At 63.2% G+C, this 22,619-nt stretch carries 10 protein-coding genes; 3 read left to right on the forward strand and 7 right to left on the reverse strand.

Going from position 1 to position 22,619, the window contains the following annotated elements:
• Positions 1 to 46: 46 nt before the first annotated feature.
• Genes lepB through KB554_RS11280 form a run of 6 tightly spaced genes read right to left on the reverse strand, consistent with a single transcriptional unit; the run spans position 47 to position 11,726 of the window.
• Positions 47 to 943 carry a signal peptidase I gene (gene lepB / locus KB554_RS11255; RefSeq protein ID WP_211036182.1) on the reverse strand — a complete coding sequence of 299 codons (897 nt, stop codon included), beginning with the start codon at positions 941 to 943 and terminating at the stop codon, positions 47 to 49.
• Positions 940 to 2,871 carry an O-antigen ligase family protein gene (locus tag KB554_RS11260; protein WP_211036183.1) on the reverse strand — a complete coding sequence of 644 codons (1,932 nt, stop codon included), beginning with the start codon at positions 2,869 to 2,871 and terminating at the stop codon, positions 940 to 942. Before KB554_RS11260 ends, lepB begins: the two co-directional genes overlap by 4 nt.
• Positions 2,868 to 6,047, reverse strand: coding sequence for an efflux RND transporter permease subunit (locus KB554_RS11265; RefSeq protein ID WP_211036184.1), 3,180 nt, complete (start codon positions 6,045 to 6,047; stop codon positions 2,868 to 2,870). Before KB554_RS11265 ends, KB554_RS11260 begins: the two co-directional genes overlap by 4 nt.
• Positions 6,044 to 9,100 carry an efflux RND transporter permease subunit gene (locus KB554_RS11270; protein WP_211036185.1) on the reverse strand — a complete coding sequence of 1,019 codons (3,057 nt, stop codon included), beginning with the start codon at positions 9,098 to 9,100 and terminating at the stop codon, positions 6,044 to 6,046. Before KB554_RS11270 ends, KB554_RS11265 begins: the two co-directional genes overlap by 4 nt.
• Positions 9,101 to 9,112: 12 nt before the next feature.
• Complete coding sequence (locus KB554_RS11275) at positions 9,113 to 10,192, reverse strand: efflux RND transporter periplasmic adaptor subunit (protein WP_141428372.1); 1,080 nt, start codon at positions 10,190 to 10,192, stop codon at positions 9,113 to 9,115.
• Between the two features lie 4 nt (positions 10,193 to 10,196).
• Complete coding sequence (locus KB554_RS11280; protein WP_141428373.1) at positions 10,197 to 11,726, reverse strand: TolC family protein; 1,530 nt, start codon at positions 11,724 to 11,726, stop codon at positions 10,197 to 10,199.
• A 687-nt stretch (positions 11,727 to 12,413) separates the two neighbouring features.
• On the opposite strand from KB554_RS11280, the gene KB554_RS11285 reads away from it, so the two are divergent.
• A complete protein-coding gene (locus tag KB554_RS11285; RefSeq protein WP_211036187.1) occupies positions 12,414 to 14,360 on the forward strand; it encodes a hypothetical protein in 1,947 nt (648 codons plus the stop codon).
• A 253-nt stretch (positions 14,361 to 14,613) separates the two neighbouring features.
• Here the strand turns inward: KB554_RS11285 and KB554_RS11290 are convergent, their stop codons facing one another.
• Positions 14,614 to 16,650 (reverse strand): DUF6259 domain-containing protein, encoded by a 2,037-nt coding sequence (locus KB554_RS11290; protein ID WP_211036189.1) that lies wholly within the window; start codon positions 16,648 to 16,650, stop codon positions 14,614 to 14,616.
• Between the two features lie 802 nt (positions 16,651 to 17,452).
• Here KB554_RS11290 and KB554_RS11295 point away from each other — a divergent pair.
• Both KB554_RS11295 and KB554_RS11300 read left to right on the forward strand, forming a co-directional pair.
• Positions 17,453 to 20,584 (forward strand): TonB-dependent receptor, encoded by a 3,132-nt coding sequence (locus KB554_RS11295; RefSeq protein WP_211036191.1) that lies wholly within the window; start codon positions 17,453 to 17,455, stop codon positions 20,582 to 20,584.
• Positions 20,585 to 20,599: 15 nt separating this feature from the next.
• Positions 20,600 to 22,612, forward strand: a complete 2,013-nt coding sequence (locus KB554_RS11300; protein ID WP_211036192.1) for a RagB/SusD family nutrient uptake outer membrane protein — start codon at positions 20,600 to 20,602, stop codon at positions 22,610 to 22,612.
• Positions 22,613 to 22,619 lie beyond the last annotated feature (7 nt).

Here is a 22,619-nt window from a genome sequence, read left to right on the forward strand (position 1 = left end):
GCGGGATGCCCTTTTTGCGGGCGGAGATGGCTCGGAGGGGGGGGAGTCACTCCACCTTTTTCCAGCGTCTTTCGGGCCTCCTCCGTCCCGAAAACGGCTCCTCGGAGTAGGAGATGCGCTTGACGACGCCGATGATGAACTCCTCGGGGGCGAATCCCCAGTAGCGGCTGTCCTTCGAGTTGGGGACGTTGTCGCCGCAGAAGAAGTAGTAGTTCTTGCGGAAAACGTAGTCGGCGAGCGGTTTCCCGTCGAGCCGCGCCGTGCGGCCGTCGAAGGAGAGGCTGCCGCCGGTTTCGTACTCCACGAGCGGCTTGTAGAGCCTGAAGTTGCGCAGGTCGAGCGCGATCTTCGCTCCGGCCCGGGGAACGTAGAGCGGTCCGAGATTCCTGATCGTCCAGCCGAAAAGCGAGTCGTCGAACGGCATGGCGCGCAGTACGGTCGGCGGGATCGCCGAGTCGGGCGTTTCGGCGAGCAGCCGCTGCCGCTCCCGGTCGCCGACGGGGCCTTCGTGGCGGTTGTTCCGAAGGTATCCGTTGCGGATCGAAACGCTGTCGCCCGGCGTGCCGACGCAGCGTTTGGCATAGACGTAGTTGATGCGGAACTCGATCCGGTCCCGGTCGTAACCGTGCGGGACGTTGAAGACCACCACGTCGTTCACCCGTACCTTCCGCAGCCCCGGCAGCCGGAACGAACGCAGCGGAGCCCCCTCGGCGAAATCGAAACTCCGGTAGATCCGCGCTCCGGCGATCAGTTTGTTTACCAGGATGCGGTCGCCGGGAATGAGCGTGGGCAGCATCGACTCGGACGGTACGACGAACTGGTCGCAGACGAACGCCCGCACGAAGTAGGGCATCCACAGCGCGAGCGCAGCGATGACCAGCGCCGTGCCGGCGGCGTTCCGCACGATACGCTTCCAGGGCCTTTTTCTTTCGGTCGGGTTCATGGTTCCTGTGTTTCTGAAAGGGGGCCGGAGCGGGCCGCGGCGAGCAGTCCGCGCATCTCCTCCTGCATCTTTCGGGTCTGCGCCGACTCGATTTTCGGCGTGTGGTCCGCGACCCTGCGGGCCGTGGCGAGGGCTTCGGCCTCCTGTCCGGAGGCCCGGTAGTGGAGGGCCAGCAGGTAGAGGGGATATATGCGGTCGGGAATGCGGAAGTGCGCCTGCAGGTAGGCTCTTTCGGCTTCGGAATGCTCCCCGAGCGCGTCGTGGTTCTTGCCCATGATGTTCCAGAACATGGGGTCGCTGCTGATCCGCGCCCCGGTCCGCAGGATGTCGTTGCTCCGGCGGTAGTCGCCGCTCCGGTGCAGGGCGTAGCCGTAGTCGTAGAGAAACCGGAAGTCGTGCGGCAGGCTGTCGAGAAGGCGTTCGCCGTCCTCGACGAGGTAGTCGTAGCGGCCCGAGCTCATCCAGATGCGGACGTCGCTCCATTGCCGGCGGGCCTCCGCGCGTGCGGCGGTGCGTCCATAGACGCCCGGCCAGCAGGCGATGCCCGCCGCGAGCAGCAGCGGTGCGGCGATCCGTCGGAAGGGTCCGGAGCGGCGGGAGGGGACGGTCTCCGTCCGGGGGCCGGAACGCCGCCGTCCCCCGGGCGGAGACGCCGCTCCGGCGAGCAGGACGACGAAGAGCAGCCGCAGCGGCAGGACGCTCCACGGATAGGAGAACGAGGCGAACACCGCCGCCGCGAGCAGTCCGTAGCCGAACGGGTCGCCGCGGCGGATGCCGGCCGCCACGGCCGTTCCGGTCAGCAGGAGCAGGAGTGCGAAGCCGGCCGCGCCGGTCTCGGCGCCGAATTGCAGAAATTCGTTGAATCCGGCTTCGGGGCATCCGGCCACCTGTTTCTCTCCTTCGGGCCGGGACCGTTCGGCGAAGTAGCGGGCCTGCTCCTCGCCGAAGGCTCCGGCGAAATTCCCGAGGCCCGCGCCGCAGAGCGGGCGGCGGAGCAGGATGCGGGCGTCGATCTTCCAGATCAGCAGCCGTCCCTCGGCCGAAGGGCGTTTGAGGTGATAGGCTCCGGCGGCCGCACCTCCGAGCAGCAGCAGCGCGGAGCCTGCGGCGATTCCCGTGCGGAGGGGGTGTGCGGCGAAGAGGCGGCGGAGACGGCCCGCGGCATCGAGTTCCCCGAGGGCCAGCGCGCCGCATCCGGCGGCGACGGCCGCCAGTGCGGCGCGGCTCATGGAGGCGGGCAGGACCACGGCCCCCAGCAGTGCGGCGCCCCAGCCCGCGAGGCAGGGCAGCAGGCCGCCCGTCAGGATGCAGGGACGGAGAAGGCTCCGCGGTCTCCGGAGAGTCTGCCGTCGCAGCAGCCGCCCCGCGAGGCGGTTGCTGCGGACGATGCAGGCGACGGCGCAGACGAGGACGGGGGCGATGAAGCCCGCATAGGGACCCGGGTTGAAGAGCGTGCCGGTGACTTTGAAAAGCCCGTGGTTCGAGTAGGCGAATCCGTAGATCTGGCGGATGCCGGTCCACGCCTCGTAGATGCCGAAGAGGCACAACAGCGTAAGCAGCACGGCGGCAGTATGCCGTTCGGCCGTGAAAAGGATGCGCAGCGAGGCGTAGAGCATCGCCGCCTGGAGCAGCTCGTCGTAACGCGCCGGGGCGGCGGGTCCGGGGAGGAGAAACCGGGAGGCCGTGACGCCGGCGAGCAGCAGCGCGGCGCAGTAGTCCGTGGCATTGGGGCGGATGCGCGGGGCACGGACGAGGAGAACGGTCCCGGCCAGCAGGAGCAGCAGGAGGGTGCCCTGCATCGACGCGAGGGCGTTCGCCCGCAGCTCCTGCGTCGGGACGTCGAGGGCCGGGACGAAAAGCCGCCAGCAGGCGGCGGTCCAGAGCAGGAGCACGGCCCCGCGGAGAAGGGGATGGTGTTTCCGCATCATGGCTCGGGACGGGGTTTGCGGCGCATCGGAAGGAAGATCGGCAGATAGACCGCCAGCGCGATGAGCGAGAAGAGCGTGCCGCTGATGGCCGCCACGGCGAATGCGAACCAGAAGACCTCCTCGGGACCGTCGTAAAGAAACGGCACGAGCCCCAGCACGGTCGAGAGGATGGTCAGCGCGATGGGGACGATCTTGTGGTTGTAGGCCTTCAGGTAGAGCGGGATGCCCCGCTTGCGCGACGTCGCGGCCCAGTTGTCCTCCTCGTTGATGAGGTAGATGCCCGCATTGACGACGATGCCGCACAGCAGGACGAAGGCGGCGAATCCGCCCTGGTCGAAGACGAAGTCCGACCAGCCGAAGGTGAGGAAGACGCCGATGAACGACACCGGGATCATCAGGATGATGACCAGCGGTTTGCGCAGCGACTCGAAGATGACGGCGCACATGGCGTAGATGATGGCGATGACCAGCAGGATCAGCCACACCTCCTGTTTCTTCTGACCGAAGCCGTAGCGGTAGGTGGGCGAGTCGGCGATGAACCCGATGGGCAGCGTCTCCTCGTTGAGCCGGTCCACCGTGCGCTCGATGAGCCGTCGGCCCAGCTCGTAGGAGCCGATGAAGTCGAATCCGACGGTGATTTGGTAGGATTGGTTGTAGCGGTAGATGGAGATGCCCGTGCGGCGTTTCTCGATGGTTCCGACGGAGGAGAGCTTCGTTTGCAGCGAGTCGATCCTCACCTGCGCGTTGGCGACGTGCCAGCGGTCGAAGCGGTCGCGGTCGGCCGATTCGAGCACGACGCGCTGCATCTCGTCGCCGTTGTAGACCGACGGGAGCGGCGCGCGGTAGAGCATCGTGCCGAGCAGCGAGTAGTAGTCGGCGACGTTCAGTCCCGCGGCGGCGACGCGTTCGTCGTCGTAGCGGATGTTGAACTCGTTGTGCGGCAGGCTCCAGCCGTTGCCGGTCATGATTTCGGGCTGCGAGACGCGGCGGTTCTGCGACAGCGAATCCACCAGTGCGTCGGCGTAGTCCGACAACTGGTCGTAATTGTAGCCCCGGAGGCGTATCTGGTTCGAGCGGTAGTTGCTGATGACGTTGTTGTTGAAGTAGTTGTCGTCGATGCCCGAGATGCGCCACGTCGCCCCGCCGAAGCGGATGGCCGCCGCGGTGAGCTCCTGTTTGAGCATCGACGGGAAGGGGCCGTTCTCGTATTCGGGCTTGAAGGTGACGATGATCTGGGCGTTGTCGTAGCCGTAGATGTTCGTGCGAAACATCTGCACCTCGTCGAACCGGCTGATGTAGTTCTCCATGTGGCGGACGACCTCGTCGAGCTGCTGCACGGTGCAGCCTTCGGCCATGCCGGCGTTGATGTAGAGTACCTTCTGCGCGGGCTGGCGGAAGTAGTTGTAGCGTCCGGTGGCCGTCCTGAAGAGGTTGAGCGACGAGCCGAGCACCTTGTCGAGGGTCTGGCGGTGTGCGGTGACGAATTCGCTGCCCATGACGCCGTTGTACCACCGGGCCGGCCACGGGAGGGGTTTCCCGTCCTCCTCCTCGATCCTGTCGGGCAGCAGGAACGTCGGGAGGCCGAAGCCCCAGAGCAGGGCCGCGACGAAGATCCAGCGGCGGCGGCGTCCCCAGGCGATGAAGCGGCCGTAGAGGCGCGAGAAGCGGACCGTGAAACGCCGCCGGCGCACGGACGAGACGGTCATGCTGCGTCCCAGCGGAAATTTTTCGAGCAGCGCCGGGACGAAAAGCAGCGCCACGAAGAGCGAGACGGCGAGGTTGATGACGATGACCAGCGAGAAATCGGCCAGGTTGAGCCGCTGCTCCTCGGGTAGCAGCCAGACGATGCCCAGCGCCCCGATGGTGGTCAGCAGCGCTCCGAGGATCGAGACGAAGACGCGCCGGTCGCGGTAGTAGCTGTAATGGTCCACCATGATGATCGACGTGTCGATGATGATGCCCAGCGACACGGTGATGCCGGCCAGCGTGTAGATGTGGATGTCCAGGTGCAGGAGGTTGTAGAAGACCGCCGCCACGAGGATATTGACGGCCAGCGTCGTGGCGATGATGGCTAGGTAGCGCAGGTCGCGGCTCACGGCGAAGACGAACGCGAGCAGGATGGCGACGCAGAGCAACGTGCGCAGGTAGATCTTCTCCAGCTCGCCCGAGACGTATTCCGTGGCGTCGTAGGTGAGCGTGGCCGACAGCTCGGGCGGGAAACGCTCCTGGAGGCGCGCCATCTCCTCCTTGACCGCCGCGGCCACCCGGAGCATGTTCGTGTGCGCCTCGCAGGAGATCGCCAGGGTGATCGTGTTCAGTCCGTTGATGCGGAAATAGCTCGTCGGCCGCTGCTCCTGCCAGCGGGCCGAGGCGAAGTCGCGCAGGTGGTAGATGCGGCCGTTGCGTTTGGCGACGGGAATCTCTCCGAAGTCGGTTGTGCCCCGGTTGCGGAGGCGGAGGACCACGGTGCGCTCCGTGCCGTCCTCCCCGGGCAGGGTCGTCAGTCCGACGATGTCGTTGCTGAAGTAGGCGCCGAAAGCCGAGGCGAGGTCGGCGGCGGTGATTCCCGCGGTCTCCGCCGCCTTGGGGTCGAAGCGGATGACCCATTCGTAGGGCGTGACGCCCGACAGGGAGACCTTCCCGACGCCTTCGATCTGGGAGAGGGGCGTCGAGACGTGCGCCGAGACGAACTCCTCGATGCGTTCGGACGGGAGGTCGGCCTTGACGGTATAGACGAGCGTCTCGGACTCCTGCCGGTTCCCCGACGCCGCGAGCGAAATGTAGGGGTAGCTGACCCCTTCGGGGAGCTTGGCGTAGAGGTTCCGGATCGTGGTGGCGACCTCGAAGCGGGCCGCCGTCATGTCGGTTCCCTTGGCGAAGGAGAGCCAGATGCTGCCGGAGCCCTTCGACGAGGTGGAGGAGATGCCCGTGTTTCCCGAGACGGTCGAGAGCGCCCCCTCGATGCGCGAGGTGACGTGCTGTTCGACGAGCCGCGCCGAGGCGTCGGGCCAGGAGAAGTAGATCCCGATGCCGCGCTGGGGGGTGGTCGGCGTGTACTGGATGCTGAGCATCGGCAGCATGGCCGCACCGACGACCGTCAGCGCCGCCATGATGAGCAGTACCGAGAAGGCGGGGATTCCGCGTCGCCGGGAAGGTATGGGCCGCGGGCGGTTCATCGGCGCGGCTTGTGGATTTCGTAGTAGGCCAGCGGGATGAACAGGACGCTGACCAGCGTGCCGACGGTCATGCCGCTGATGATGACCAGCGACATGGGGAATTGCAGGTCGGAGCCCATGTCGCCGCGGGCCAGGAACGGGGCGACGGCCAGAATCGTCGTCAGCGAGGTCATGACGATCGCCTTCAGGCGCCGCCGTCCGGCCTCCAGAATGGCCCGTTTGAGCGGGCGGCCGTTGCGGCGCAGGGTGTTGATCGTGTCGATCTTGAGGATCGAGTCGTTGATGACGATGCCGCAGACGACGATCAGGCCGATCATCGACATCAGGTTGAGCGACTCGCCGAAGAGCCGGAGCACGAGGATCGCCCCGAACAGGTCGATGACGATTTCCGACAGGATGATCCACGGCTGGACCAGCGATTCGAACTGCGCCGCCAGGATGAAGAAGAGCAGCAGCAGCGCGACGGCCAGCACGCCGACGAGCTGCCCGACCATGCCGCGGTTGGAGAAATAGCTGCCGCTGAAGCTCACCTCGAAGCCGTCGTCCCCGGCGACGCACCGCCGGATCGCGGAGATGACCTGCGGCACTTCCCCGGCGCGGGGCGACAGGTCGAGCGGGTAGTAGTTGCCTTCGGCTCCGGCCACGATGTGCTTCAGGTCGCGCGTCATGGTCTGGCGCATCAGCGCGCTGACCGGGATTTCGGCCTCGGCGGTGCGGATGAAGGTGCTTTCCAGCAGCTCGTCGAGGCTCCGGAGGTTGTTGCCGACGACCACGGGCAGCGATTCGTCGCCGCTCGAGATCGTGAAGAGCGTATTCTCGTTCAGGGCGTTGCGCAGCGTGGCGATCAGGTCGCCGTAGGTCACTCCGTAGAGGGCCATCCGTTCGGGCTGCGCCACGTAGAGGATGTCCTCCTGCATGGCTGCCTGCGGGACCTCCAGTCCGGGCAGCGCCTCGCGGATGCGGTCGAGGAGCCGTTGCAGCCGTTCGGGGTCGGCGTTCTGCCCCGTCGTGGAGCGCAGGCGCGCCGTGAGCACGGCCTCCCGTTCGGCGAAGATCAGGTCGAAGACGTTGCCCGAGACGCCGAACGAGCAGAGGGCCTCCGGGGCGTTGGCCGCGAGGTAGCTGCGGATCTCCCGCTGCACGGGTTCCACGTCGGCCGCGTCGCGGCATTTCAGATAGACGGTGGCTTCGGCCACGCCGTTCTCCTCGGTGTGCGAGAGGATGAACTGCTGCACGCCGGCCATGACCGTGGACTGTTCGATCCGTTCGCCGAGACGGTCTATGAGCCGCTGCGTGCGGCGGCCGTTCTCTTCGGCCGAGATGCGGTCGTTCCAGTCGATATGCACCAGCATGTCGCTGTACGTCATGCGGGGCAGCCGCTCCTTTTCGACCGTCAGGAAGAGGAGGACCAGTCCGACGATCGAGACGGCGTAGATGCCCCACATCAGCGCACGGCGGCGGAAGAACCACTTGAGCGCGGTCTCGTACCAGGCCGTCACGCGGTCGAACGAGAAGCGTTCGAGCCACGGCGTGGGGCGGAACGCCTCCTGGCGGCGGTACCACCAGCGGTAGTAAACCGGCAGCAGCGTGATCGACACGCCGTAGGCCACGAAGAGCGTGATCGTGACGGCCATCGCCTGGTCGTAGAACAGCGCTCCGGCCATTCCGTTGATGAAGATGAGCGGGATGAAGACCGCGCAGGTCGTGAGCACCGACGAGAGCATGGGGGCCACCACCTCGTTCGTGCCGCGCGTGACGGCGTCGGCGAGCCGTTCGCCGCGCAGCCAGCGCGCCGTCATGTTGTCGATGACGATGATCGAGTTGTCCACCATCATGCCGATGCCGAGCACCAGTCCCGAGAGCGAGATGATGTTGATCGAGATGCCGAGCACGTAGAAGACCAGCACCGAGACGATCAGCGTGACGGGAATCGTCAGGATCACCAGCAGCGGGGACTTCATGTCGCGCATGAAGAAGAGGATGATGAGGCAGGCGAGCAGCGCGCCGGCGACGATGTTGCTCACCAGGTTCGAGATCGAGTAGTCGAGCAGTTCGGTCTGGTCGCGCGTGACGGTGAACTCCACGTCGGGGTAGTCGTGGCGGAACTGGCCGAGGAGCTTGTCCAGTTCGCTCTTGAGTTGCGACATGCGGGCGTCGGACTGTTTCACGACGGCCAGCGTGATCGCGTCGCGTCCGTCGGAGAGGACCGTACCCTGCCGTTTGCGGGGGTGTTCGATCACCTGCGCCAGGTCCCTGACACGGAAGAGCCGTCCGTTGATCTTCAGGAAGATCCGTTCGATGTCCTCCCGGTCGGCCAGCACCGGGCTGAACTTCACGCTGTACTGGTACTCGCCGTCGCGGATCGTGAGGCTGCCCAGCGTGACGTCGGCCCGCTTGAGGGCGCTTTCGACCGCCGCGATCGTGATGCCTGCCTGCCGCAGCTTCGTCTCGTCCGGGATGATGAGGATTTCGGACGCCACGCTGCCGCTCATGTCCACCATCGCCACCTCGGGCAGCTGTTCGATGCGCTTGGTGATGACCTGCGAGGCGAAGCGGCTCAGGGCCGCGAACCGCTCCGACACGGGGTGCAGCTCGTCCTGCGCGGGGGCGGGGCGTTCGTCCCGGACGGTGAGGTTGATGTAGAAGGCCGGGATGTCGGTGGCGCTGGCCTTGATGACCTTCGGGCGCTCCAGGTCGCGGGGCAGCGAGGAGATCGAACGGTCGATCTTCTCGTTCACCTCGATGAACAGGTAGTCGATGTCCGCCCCCTGCTCGAAGGTGAGGCGGATGACGGCGCTGCCTTCGCGGGCGTCGCTGCGGATGTCCGTGAGCTGCGAGAGCTGGATGAGCTGCCGGCTGAGGGGTATGACGACCGTCTCGTTCAGTTGGCGCGCCGGGACGCCCTGCGCCGGAATCTGGACGGTGATGTAGGGCGCGTCTATGTCGGGCACGAGCGACACGGGCAGCAGGCGGCTGCTCACGACGCCCAGGATGACCAGGACGACGGCGATCATCGTCACGGCGACGGGCCGGTCGAGAAGTCTGCGTAGCATGGCCGGGGCGGTTTAGCGGGTTGCGTCGATCGTGACCTCCGACCCGTCGGCCAGGTTCAGGTTGCCCGAGACGATGACGATGTCGCCCGGCGAGAGATCGGCGCCGCGCTCCGTGTTCGCCTCGACGGCGTACTCCCTGCTGTTGGCCAGCGACGTGTGGACGTAGGTCCACAGCGCCTTGCCGTCGCGGAAGCGGAAGAGCACCTCCTCGTTGTCGCGGATGACCACGGCGCTCTTGGGCACGACCAGCCGGTCGGCCACCTGCTGCCGGACGGCCACGCGGACGTTCATGCCGTCCACGAGCGAGCCGTCGTTGGACACTTCGGCGTCGATCTGCACCTGCCCGTGCGCGTCGATCGAGGGATTGACGGCGACGATGCGGCCCCTGACCTCCCTGTGCAGGTCGGCGAAGGGGCTGACGGCGATCTCCTGCCCCGGACGGAGCAGCCCGACCTCCGATTCGAGCACCGTGAAGCGGACGTTGAGCCGGGTGTCGTCGAGCAGCGTGCAGAATTCGCCCGCCGACTTTTCATAGACCTGCTGGGCCACGTCGGCGACCTTCCCGGAGAAGGGGGCGCGCAGCGTGCATTGCTCCAGGCTGCGCCGGGCGCCGGCGACCGAGGCTTCGGCGTCGGCGTATCCCGAGCGGATGCGGGCCAGCCGGACGACCTCGGCCGGCGGCGAGAGCGTGTCGCCCAGCGCGTAGCCCTGGCCCACCAGCACGTCGTAGAACTCCATCCGCGCCTTCTCCAGCGAAAGCTGCGCCTTGCGCAGTTGAAGAGCGTATTCGCCCGTGTCGAGCCGGGCGATCGGTTCGCCGGCCCGGACGCCCGAACCGTTCTTCGCCCGGATTTCGGCGATGGTCCCCGCCACGGGGAACGACAGCGTGCTGCGGCGTGCGGCCAGCAGCCGTCCGTTGCTTATCAGCTCGCGCGTGAAACTCCGCAGCCGCAGCGTGTCCACCTCGACGGCGTTGTATTCGATCCGGTGGCGGATGCGGTCGTCGCCGTCGTCCGTCTTTTCGCTTTTCGGTCCGCCGCAGCCCGGCAGCAGGGCGGCGCAGAGGAGTGCTGGAAGGAGGTATCGGTCCATAGGGTTATTCGTTGATGAGTTTGTCGAACTCCGCGTTGATGTCGGTCCGGGAGATGAAGTCGTAGAGCGTCTTGCGGCGCAGCGAGTAGTAGTAGTTCCAGAAGTCGGCCAGCGCCGAGACGTAGGTCTGGTTGGCCTGGTCCTTCTCGGTCTGGGCCGTGTTCATGTCCGTCACCGAGACGGTTCCCCGCCGGAAGTTCTCCAGCGCGATGGAGTAGCGGCGTTCGGCGACCTCGAGGGCCCGGCCGGCCACGGCGCACTGGTTGCGCTGGTTGAGGAACTGCTCGATGAGCGTGTAGATCTCGTGGCGGTAGTCGATCTCCTCCTGTTCGATCCGGTTGCGGACGATCTCGGCTTTCGCCCTGGCCATGCGGACGCGGCCCTTGCCCATGCCCCAGTCGAAGATCGGGATGGAGAACTGGAGTCCGACGACCTCCTGGTCGAGCAGGTTCGAGTAGGCCGTGCGGAACTCCTCGCCGGTCTGCGAGAGGCCGAAGCGGGCGTTGAGCGTGGCCGAAGCGCCCCGCTCGGCCCTGGCCCGCGCGATGTCGGACTCGGCGTTGAGCATCTGGATCTGGTTGCCGATGTCGAACGACGAGTTCTCCAGCGCCTTGTCGAGCACCATGGCGTAGTCGATGTCGATGGCCGGAATGCGGTCGTCGAGCACCGGGGCGACCTCCACGTTCTCGTTGTAGCGCAGATAGGAGTTGAAGCGCATCTGCTGCTCGCGGACTTCGAGCGAAGTGTCGTTGATCGAGAGACTGTCGTTGAGCATTCGCAACTGGAGCTGCAGCAGCTCGTCGTGCGTGATGCTGCCCAGCTTGAGCCGCTTCTCGGCGATGGCGTAGAGCGCCTTGGTGTTGTCGTAGTTCTTGACGGCGATTTCATGCCGGGTCTTGCTCAGCAGCAGGGCGAAGTAGTAGCTCACGGCCTGCGTCGTCACGTCCTCCATCGCCTCGATGTAGGTGCGTTTGGCCAGCTCGTACTCCTTGGGTGCGATCTTCTTGTCCCACTTGAACTGGTTGTAGGCGAAGAGCGGCTGGGTGTAGGAGAGCGTAATGGGCTGCGAGTAGTAGGATTTCGAATCCTTGGGGGCGAACTGGTCCAGCCGGTTGAGCGACGAGTAGAGTTGCAGCGTGCCGCCCGTGAGGGCGATGTTCTGGCGGATCGAGAGGCCGATCGTGTTTTGCAGGTTGTAGTTCTCCAGATAGCGCATTTCGCCCGTGTCGTAGTCCTGCAGCAGGCGCAGCGAACGGTCGAAGCTCAGCACCTCGCCCGACAGGTTGAGCGACGGCAGGCGGCTGGCCCTGAACGAGCGGAAGGACCAGTAGGACGAGAGGAAGGTGTATTTGGCCACCATGGCGGCGATGGACTGCTCCTGGGCGGCGCGGATGGCCTCCTCGAGCGTCAGCTCCACGTGCAGCCGGCGGGTTTCCGCAGGTGCGGGCGTCGTGTTCTGCGACAGCGCCGGGGCGGCGAGCAGCGCGAATCCCGCCAGCAGGGCCGAAGTTTTCCGTAGGATTCCCGGTATCATAGCGATCGAAGGTTAGGCGTTGGGTTGGTTCTGGGTCGGGGCGGAGGCCGGAGACGCGGATCGGGAGGCGCGTATTGTGGATACGGATTCCGGCGGATCCGGAACGATTTCGGGAAAATGCGCTGCGTGCCCGCTTCCGTCCCGTTCCGCTTTCGCTCCGGAACCCGGGCGGAACCGGCGCCGAAAGTCGGCGGGGAGGGGCGGTTCGTGTTTCGGATCGTGCATACCGGAATCGTTTCGGAAGAAAATCTTTTTATCAAAATTAAGTAAAAAAATGGAAATGCGCAAATGGTCGGACCGCTTTGTATAAAAAATATTCGTATTTTTTATTAAAAAACGAAATATTCGGGATTCCGGAATCCTCCGTATAACGAAATGTCCGCGAAAATCACCGGAAACAGGCTGTATCGTCCCGGATTTTGCCTCCGGATTTCCGCCGGAAACGGCATTCGGGAGCGCCTGTCGTAAAATCCGGAACCTTCGGGGTGCGTATATTCGCTTTTTTTTGATCCTTATTCCGGTCCGTCGATGAAAAAAATCGGCTTCGGGAACGAAATGTCCGTAAAAAATTCGTATATTGGGCTTAAAATAAATAATTTTACTCTCGGACGGATCGGGCGTCGCCGCCTTTCGGCCTTCGCACGCATCCGTCGCTTGTCGTACCGTAACGCCGAATTCGTCTGTCTTATGCGAAACACGATCCGTTCGATCTTCATGACCCTGCTTCCGGGGCTGCTTCTGGTCTCCTGCCGCGACTCCGCGCTGGAGACGGCATTGCGTCTGGCCGGAGACAACCGTCCGGAGCTGGAGGCGGTGCTGCGGCATTACGCTGCGGACGAGGCCGACTCGCTCAAATACCGCGCGGCCCGCTTCCTGATCGAGAACATGCCGCTGCATTACGGTTACGGAGGTCCGGGGATGGAACGTTTCCGTGCCTATTACGACTCGCTGTTCTGCGACAGGACGGTTGCGAGGCAGGAGTTGCGGCGGCGGGCGGCCCGGGCTTTCGACGGGGCGGGCGGCATCCGGCCCGAGTTCGATGCGGCGACGCTCGACCGCGGTTTTCTGATCCGGCACATCGACCACGCCTTCGAAGTGTTCGGATACCCATGGTGCCGGGACCTCTCCTTCGACGAGTTCTGCGAGAAGGTGCTGCCCTACCGGATCGGGAACGAGCAGGCGGAGGACTGGATGCCGGCCTACCGCGAGTTCCTCGCCGGGACGATCCGTTCGCTGGAGGAGGCCGGCGCGGACCGGTACACCGCCGCGAAGGCGTTGAAGGACACCCTCCGGGGGATGGACTACGAGGTGATCGACGAGACGACGATGAAACTCGAGCTGCGTCCGTCGGATTACCTGCGGGCGGCGGGCGGAGCCTGTCCCGAGATCACCTGCATTGCCACCTATGCGCTGCGGAGCGTGGGATTGCCCGTCGATTACGACTACATCATCCAGTGGGCCAACAGAAGTCAGACCCATAGCTGGAACGCGCTGCGGATCGACACGGCGCTCTGTTGCTTCGGCATGAGCGACCCGGGTTTCGGCAATCATTTCGAGACCCGGGCGCACGAACGGATGGGCAAGGCCTACCGCAGGACGTTCCGTTTTCAGCCCGGGAGCCTTCCCAACCGGCGCGGGGCGCTGGAGGAGGGGATTCCCTCCGTATTCCTCGCGCCGTTCTTCGAAGACGTGTCGGAACTCTACTTCGACGGTATCGACCTGACGGTGGACCTGACGATTCCCGCCCCGGAGAAGAAGCGGTTCGCCTACCTGGCCGTGTTCGACAACCACCGGTGGGTTCCGGTGGCGTGGAGCCGGATCCGGCGCGGGCGGGCGACGTTCCGCCGTGTCGAGAAGGGATGCGCCTATCTGGCGGTCTATTACCACGACGGGCAGCTTCGTCCGGCGGCCGATCCGCTGACGGTCTCGAAGGAGGGCGTGGTGACGGTCCGCCGGCCGGACGGCGGACTGCGGGCCGTCACGCTGAAGCGGAAGTACCCGGTTTTCTACAACGAACCGTTCATCCTCAACCGGGTGAAGAACGGAAAATTCCAGGTCGCCGACCGTCCGGATTTCAGCGACGCCCGGACGGTCTATGTCACGCCCGAAGTGACGGAGATACACCCCTATTACGCCGAGCTGGGCGACAGCATCCGGTTCCGGTATATCCGCTACCTATCGCCTCCCGGGGCGTTCGTCAGCATGTCGGAGATCGGTTTTTACGATCCCTCGGGCCGGAAACTCGTCGGACGGATCATCGGCACGGAGGGAAGCTACTGGAATCTGGGCAACGACAAGTACAAGCTCTTCGACGGCGACCCGCTGACCTATTTCAATGCACCCCGGGAGTCCCGGTGCTGGGGCGGAATGGCTTTCGATACGCCTCAGACGTTGGGCAGCGTCATGTTCCTGCCGCGCAACGACGACAATTTCATCCAGGCGGGCGAGCTTTACGAGCTGTTCTGCTGCCGCGACGGGGAGTTCGTCTCGCTCGGCCAGCGGATCGGGGACAGGACCCACGAACTGCGGTACGAGGAGGTTCCCGGGAATGCCTTGCTGCTGTTGAAGAACCACTCCAAAGGCAAGGACGAACGGATTTTCACCTACGAGGACGGCCGGCAGGTCTGGTGGTGAGGCAGCCCGGATTTCCCGTGGCCGCGGCTTTCGTTCCCTGGCGCTCCGTCTCCGGCGGCGTATTTCTTGCCGCGGCGTTCTTCGTCGCGGCATTTCCGGTCCGGGGCCGCTTCCCGTTTCAGGCGGAGCGTCGGGCGGCCGTTGCTGTCGGCCCGGACCGCGGGATGGCCGGAGCGGAAAACATCCGCCCCCGCCGCGGATCGTTGCGGCAGGGGCGAAGCGTGTTTCCGAGATGCGGCTTTTCCGGCCCGGGTCAGAGGTCGATGCGTTTGCCCGACAGTCCGTTGATCCTGAACGTGCCTGCGCCGGGCAGCGACACCTTGTGCGCCTTGTCGTCGCGGTTGATCACGAGATAGACCCGCCGCCCGTCGGGCGCCTGCCATTCGGAGGCCAGCACGGCCGCGTCGTCGCCGAAGCCCGGGGCGTGCATCGTCGGGTTGTCGCCCGCCGGGGTGAGTTCGCGGAGGAACCGTCCGCCGTAGAGGACGTCGTGCAGCCCGCGGCGGAAATCCATGAGCGTTTTCAGGAAGCGCGCCTCCCGTTCGGCCTCCTTCGACATGAGGTAGCGGGGGTCCACCCAGCCCGGCTGCGACCCCCAGAGAAGGGCTTTGGTCATTTCGTAGCGGAAGTCGCCGTTGGTCATCAGGTCGGTGGAGAGCGGGGTGTAGGTGAAGCCGCTGGTGATGACGCGGTCGGAATAGACCATCGGGAAAACGGGGCGGATCGTGCAGTTTTCGGCATTGTGGGGCGTGTTCACCACCAGCAGCATGTCGAACAGGTCGATGTAGCACTCCGAGTTCTCCTCGCTGGTCAGAATACGGCCCTCCTGCAGGTGTCCGTCGCGGATCTTGCCGATCAGACGCCGGTAGCCGTCGTACCAGAAGTCGCCGCCGCCGACCGGGTGGGGGTGGTTCTCGTTCCAGCACGGTTCAGGGGCCGCCGCCGCGATCTGGTCGATGTAGATGCCGTCCACGCCCAGTTCCCGCTGGAGACGGTCCACCAGTCCGATGATCTTGCCGTGCCAGATATCCGTCGAGGGGCACGTCACCGTGTTGAGCACCTTCGAGGTGGGATAAATCTCCGTGTAGAGCGTCCCGTCGGGCTTGCGGCACGAGGCGTCGCAGCCGCGGTCGGGTTTGTAGCTGTCGGCCGCGGGATCCCAGAGCCGGCCGTTGATGTAGGGCGTGACATGCGCCCCGAGGCTTTGGGCCGTGCGGATCATCTCGGCGAAGCGCGGCTGCGCCGGGAAGTAGTCGGGGTAGTGGGTGTCGTAGGGGTGGTTGTGCCAGTAGTACCAGTGGATGCCCAGTCCCTTGCCGAAGAGTGCGGCGGCGCGGCGGACGGCGTCCAGCGTGTCGTCGGCCACGTGGCGGGCGCGGATCCAGGCGTCGGCGTCGTAGCACCACTGCGGGATGTCGCGCGAGGCGAGCGTCTTGCCGCCCCATTCGGTCGTGTAGGTGAAGGGGCGGTACCAGCGCACCACGGCGTCCTCCCAGCCCTTCGGCGCGAAGCCTGCGACCGACTCCCACGGCAGGCGGAACGTGCCCTCGTCGATCCATCCGGCCGAGGCGGGAATGGCGTCGCTGAAGATCACTTCGTCGCGCGTGCACTGCGCCGAGTAGGTCTTGCCGCAGCCCCGGCGGTCCTCCGTGCCGTAGTAGAAGGCTCCTTCGGGGTTGTGTACGACGATGAACTGCATGGACGAGGCGTGCGACGGGTAGCGCGCCTCGAAGGTGGCGATGTCGAGCGGTTTCTCCACGCCCCAGCCCTCCGTGGTCAGCACCTTGCCGCCGGCGGGGCGGTCGATCGTTATGCGGGGAAATTCGAGGTCGGTCACCATCCACCCTTCGGGCAGGTCGGCCTCGATGTTCCAGCGCAGCAGTTCGCTGTCGTCGGGCAGCGAGACGTACATGCGCACGGGGTAGCGTTCGGCGGAGTAGTCCAGCGTGAGCTGCCAGGTGAACACCAGCGTCTTGCCTTCGTCGTCGTCGCGGATTGCCGCTCCGTCGTAGGCGGCGTGTTCGGGCATCAGGCAGGGATTCTCGCCCTGCGGTCCTTTATAATATAGTATCCACGGGGCGAGGTTGGCGCCCGCGCCGAGCACCGATTTGCCGTTGAGGGTCAGTTTCTCGATGTCGAACCGGCCCTGTCCGCTGAACACGGCCTCCACGGCGCCGTTCGAAAGCGTGTAATTGTCGCCGGAGCGGGTCGCACGGGTCGTGCCCTGTGCGAAGGTCTGCGCGGCGAGCAGGAGCAGCCCGGCCGACAGCATACGGATTTTCTGGATCATAACGGGTGTAGTTGTTTCGGGTGTTTCCGGTATTTCCGGACGTTCGGGGCACGGCGGTCCTTCGTCCGTGCGATCCTGCGGCCGCTTTTTTTACCGGTCGGACAAATTTAAGTAAAATTATTTACCCGTACAAACCGAAACCAGTAAAAACTTTTCAATGACCGGCGGCTTCGGCTTCGGAAGTGCAAAAACAGGGCGGAAACGGTTTTTCCGGCGGAATCGGGGATTCAAAGCCCTGTCGGAGCGTGTTTTGCAGAGAACGGGTCTTTTGTTTCGAAAGAAAAGGCCCGATTCGTCCGAAAAACATTTTCGGAATGATCCGGTTTTATTTCGTTTATTCTCAATCGCTTAGTTTCCCGGAGCACCGAAATCCCCCCCCCTCGCGGGAATCTTAACAAAAAATAATTATCAAAAATGTTTTGTATAATAATTTTATTGCTATATTTGCTTTTGAAATAGTAAATACTTTTAACCGAAACCGAATGAAAGAACCCTGGAATGACACCTGTATTTTCCCGGATGGACCCTTTCGGCCGTTCGGTCCTCCGTGCGGATATTACTATCGTATAAACCTATAATTATCAACCACCTAAAAAACTGCGCCTATGATTGAATGAAACGGATCGGACCTAAATGTGACACTTCTCTGAAATTCTAAATTCCGCAAATCCTTATGGGATAAAATCGAACTTGTACGGAACCGCCGGTACGGAACGACGTGCCGCACGGGCTGCACAAACTTTTATTAAGTAATAAATGAGGAAATATGACAAGGATTATACAAAAGTATCTTTGTAAGACGATGTTCCGGTCATTCGTGCTGTTGTTGGGGCTGATGTCCGTCACGGAATTGAGCGCGAATCCCAACCTTTCCGCGCTGGAAAGCGGCATGGACGCACCGACGCCCGCTCCGCAAGGGGGGGGGAGATTTGCCCTGACAGGCAAGGTGTTGGATGAGACGGGAGCCGGAATTCCGGGTGCTTCCGTCGTTGTCAAGGGCAGTACGCGGGGCGTTACGACCGACGTGGACGGCTCGTTCGAATTCGAGGTCGCCGCGGCCGACGTGCTCCAGATCTCCTATCTGGGTTACGAGACGCAGGAGATCACGGTGGGCGCCCAGACCAATATCACCGTCCAGCTCAAGCCGCAGGTTTCCGAGCTGGAGACCGTGACGGTCGTGGCCTACGGCAAGCAGCGCAAGGAGAGTATCATCGGCGCCATCAACACGATCGACACCGACGAACTGCGGGTGCAGTCGGGACAGCTCTCGTCGAACCTGGCCGGTAAGCTGGCCGGTGTCGTCGTGATGCAGCGTTCGGGCGAGCCGGGCAAGAGCGCCGATTTCTGGATCCGCGGCGTGAACACCTTCGGCGAGAACAACAAGCCGCTGATTCTCGTGGACGGTATCGAGCGCGAAATGGACCTCGTGGACGTGGACGACATCGCGTCGCTTTCGATTCTGAAGGACGCTACGGCCACGGCGCTCTACGGTGTGCGCGGTGCGAACGGTATCGTGCTCATCACCACCAAGCGCGGTTCGGAAGGGGCCGCCAAGGTCAGCGTCAAGGCCGAGTTCGGCCTCACGCAGCCGGTGAAGGTCCCCGAGATGGCCAATGCCGAGCAGTGGATCGACTACTACAACGAAATCTCCACCTACGAGGAGGGTTCGATCAAGCCGATCGACGACTATCAGAAGCAAATGTACCTGAGCGGCGCCGATCCCGACCTCTATCCGAACGTGGACTGGATGGACGCCATCTACAAGAACCTGGCGATGACCGGCCGCGTGAATGTCAGCGCGTCGGGCGGTAACAAGAACGTCCGCTACTACGTGGGCGGTTCCTACTATACGGAGGGCGGTATGTTCAACATGGCCGACAACAACAATTACAACGCCCAGATGAACTTCAACCGCTTCAGCTTCCGTTCGAACATCGACATCAACATCACCAAATCGACCGAGCTGGGCCTTTCGCTTTCGACGCAGTACACCAGCAAGAACAAACCCGGCGGCGTGAATTCCGACGTGAACAACGATTTCTACGCCTATGCGATGCGCACGACGCCGATTTCGAACCCGACGATCTATTCGGACGGCACGCTGGCGGTTCCTCCCGAGGGCGGCGGCGCGGTGAACGTCTATAACATGCTCAACTACCAGGGCTACACGAAGGACAACCGGACGATGGCCCAGTCGCTCATCTCGCTGACGCAGGACTTCTCGGACATCATCACCGAGGGCCTGAAGGTGAACGCCAAGTTCTCGTGGGATATCGACAGCAACAACAGCATCACCCGCAAGTACAACCCCAACCAGTACCATGCGACCGGCCGCGACGATCAGGGCAATCTGATGTTCGACCAGATCGTGACCGGAACGGGTTACATGAGCCTCGATTACGTCTATCCCAAGGGCTGGACGACGATCAACTTCGAGGCGTCGGCCACCTACGACCGCGTATTCGCCGACGATCACCGCGTGGGCGCCCTGTTCCTGTTCAACATGCGCAGCAAGAGCATGCTGCGTCCGACCTCCTATCTGGAGGCGTGGCCCTACCGGAATATCGGTATCGCCGGCCGCGTGACCTACGCCTTCCGCGACAAGTACTTCGCCGAGTTCAACTTCGGTTACAACGGTTCGGAGAACTTCGCCCCGGGCAAGCGCTTCGGTTTCTTCCCCTCGTATGCCATCGGTTACATGATCAGCAACGAGTCGTTCTGGGAGCCGCTGCGCGACAAGATCAACATTCTGAAAATCCGCGCTTCGTACGGTACGATCGGTAACGACCAGATCGGCGGCGGCCGTCGTTTCGCCTACAACACGACGCTGGAGACCGGTGCTTACGGCTTCAACTTCGGAACCAACGCCCCGGCGTCGCATACGCCTCCGTTGAACGGTATCACGACGAAGGACTACGGCAACCCGAACGTGACGTGGGAGGAGGCTACGAAGGCCGACGTCGGCATCGAGCTGGGACTCTACGACATGCTCCGCATCCAGGCCGACTACTTCTACGAGAAGCGCGAGGGCATCTTCATCCAGCGCGAGTCGCAGCCTTCGGTGGTCGGTACGCGCGTGCAGCAGTACGTGAACCTCGGACGGATGCGCAACCAGGGCTTCGATATGTCGCTCGAGTTCGACAAGAATATCAACAAGGACTTCTGGATTTCGGCCCGCGGTAACTTCACCTACAACCGGACGAAGAAGCTCTACGACGACAAACCGGACCAGATCTGGAAGTATCAGAACAAGGCCGGCTTCGCCAACAACCAGCAGTTCGGCCTGATCGCCGAGGGGCTGTTCGAGTCGGAGGAGGACATCGCCAATTCGCCCAAGCAGGATTTCGGAACCGTCCGCGTGGGTGACATCAAGTACCGCGACATCAACGGCGACGGCGTGGTCAATACGTTCGACCAGGTGGCCATCGGCTATACGACGGTTCCTGAGATCAACTACGGCTTCGGCGTGAGCCTCGGCTGGAAGGGCCTCGACGTTTCGGTGTTCTTCTCGGGCGTGGGCCACGTGACCCGCATCATCGGCGGCTACAACCTCTACGGAGGCGCCTCGAACTACATTCGCCAGGGACAGATCTTCGCCGACGTGGCCGAGAACCGCTGGTCGCTTGCCAACCCCGACCCGAACGCGAAGTATCCGCGCATGTCCACGACCCGCATGGAGAACAACCTCCAGAAATCGACCTACTGGCAGCGCGACATGAGCTTCCTGCGTCTGAAGAACGCCGAGATCGGCTATACGCTTCCCAAAGCATGGACCAAGAAGGCCGGCCTTTCGACCGTCCGCTTCTATCTCCAGGGCGTGAACCTGCTTACGTTCAGCGATTTCGACCTGTGGGATCCCGAGCTGGAGGCCGACTACGGCAACCAGTATCCGACGGTGCGGACCGTGACGCTCGGTGTAAACCTTAACTTCTAAAAATCAGACAAGACCATGAAATACCTGAAAATATTGGCAGCGTCGGTGTTGATGTGCGCCTTTTCGCTGACTTCCTGCGATTCGTATTTCGAAGTGGAGCTGGACGACCAGGCGAACCTCGACGACGTCTTCAGCCAGTCCAATACGGTACATAGCTACCTGCGTCATATCTACTCCTACATTCCCATGGAGGAGGAGATCGTGACCAGCCACGGAGCATGGGCGGTGGCCCGCTCGGACGAGGCCACGTACTCGAACTACCAGTGGGTGTACTACAACCTTTACAGGACGGGCAACTATTCGAGCTCGACGCCCTCGTCGCTCTCCAATTTCGGCTACTGGGACCGGTTCTACATCGCGATCAACCAGTGTACGATCTTCCTGAACAATATCGACAAGGACAAGCAGGACAGACCCGAGGAGATCGAGATGATGAAGGCCGAGGCCCGTTTCCTGCGCGCCTACTACTACTTCTGCCTCTTCCGTCAGTACGGCCCGGTCTTCCTCTGGTTCGACCAGACGCCCGACGAGAATATCGACGCGAAGACGATCGACCGCCACACCGTCGATCAGAATATCGAGTTCATCGAGTCGGAGCTGTGGGACGTCGCCCAGATCCTTCCGACGGACCTTACGGAGATTCCCACCATCGACCCCTCGACGTGGACGGGCCGCGCCACGAAGGGCGCCGCGCTGGCGCTGCGTTCGCGCGTGCTGCTCTACGCCGCCTCGCCGCTTTTCAACGGCGCCGATATCTACAAGGGCCAGATGAAGAACATGAACGGCGATTACCTCTTCCCGCAGCAGGAGGATCCCGAGAAGTGGCAGAAGGCCGCCGATGCCGCATGGGACGTGATTCAGATGAACAAGTATTCGCTTATCGAGGACAAGTCCATCGTGGCCAACGGCACGACCATCACCGACGAAGACGCGAAGTTCCTGAACGCCATGAAGTCCTATGAACTCGTATGGCAGAACGACGGGACCTGGAGCAGCGAGACCATCTGGGGATGGTGGTGGCGTACTTCCAACAAGTATTCGTTCGACACGACCGGCTACGACTATATGGGCGGCGTCGGCGGTACGATGGTTCCCGCGCTTCCGCCCAACTTCGGCTTCTACGCCGGTTTCGGCGGTACGGCTCCCTCGCTCAAGCTGGCCGATTCCTACCCGATGTGGAGTACGGGCCGTTATCCGGTGAAGGGTTACGAGGGCCGGAACGACATGTCGAAGCCGATCGTCGATCCGCTGTCGGGTTACAAGACGGACGGATTCACCGAGGGCTACAAGCAGTATGTCGATCCGCTCTATCCCGAGTGGCGTCCTGCGATCAAGGCCCACAACACCTGCATCGACCGCGACCCGCGTTTCTACGCCACGATGGTTCCCAACGGTTTCTACTGGCCGCACCAGGGCAAGAACAAGCTCTTCACCTGCTTCAACAGCACGTCGGCCACTTCGCCGTGGAGCGCTTCGTCGAACTGTATCCGCGTGGGCTATGCCTTCCGCCGCGCCTATCCGGCCGGTCTGTGGTTCGACACGAGTACGGAATATACTCCGGTGACCTCTCTCAAGTGGGTTTATCCGGCATTCCGCATGGCGGAGATCTACCTGAACTACGCCGAGGCCTGCAACGAGAAGCCCGAGCGCGACGCCGCGTCGGCGATCGAGTACCTGAACAAGGTGCGCAACCGCGCCGGCCTGAACAATATCGAGGAGGCTTATCCCGGTATCGAGAACGACAAGGAGCTGCTCCGCTGGTGCATTCACAAGGAGCGCGGCGTGGAGTTCGCCTTCGAGGCGCACCGTCACTACGACGCCTGCCGCTGGATGGAGGCCAAGGAGGAGTATCCCGGTCCGTGGTACTCGCTGCACTGCTCGGCCACGACCTACGAGGAGTCCTACCAGCGCGTGACGGGCGAAATCGCCATCGAGGACAACGTCTTCCGCGACAAGGACTACCTCTGCCCGATCTACTCGGGTACGCTGGCCGAGATGGTCAATATGACCCAGAATTTAGGACATTAATAAAAAC

The sequence above is a fragment of the Alistipes sp. Marseille-P2263 genome (assembly GCF_018101075.1).
Taxonomy (GTDB): Bacteria; Bacteroidota; Bacteroidia; order Bacteroidales; family Rikenellaceae; genus Alistipes; species Alistipes dispar.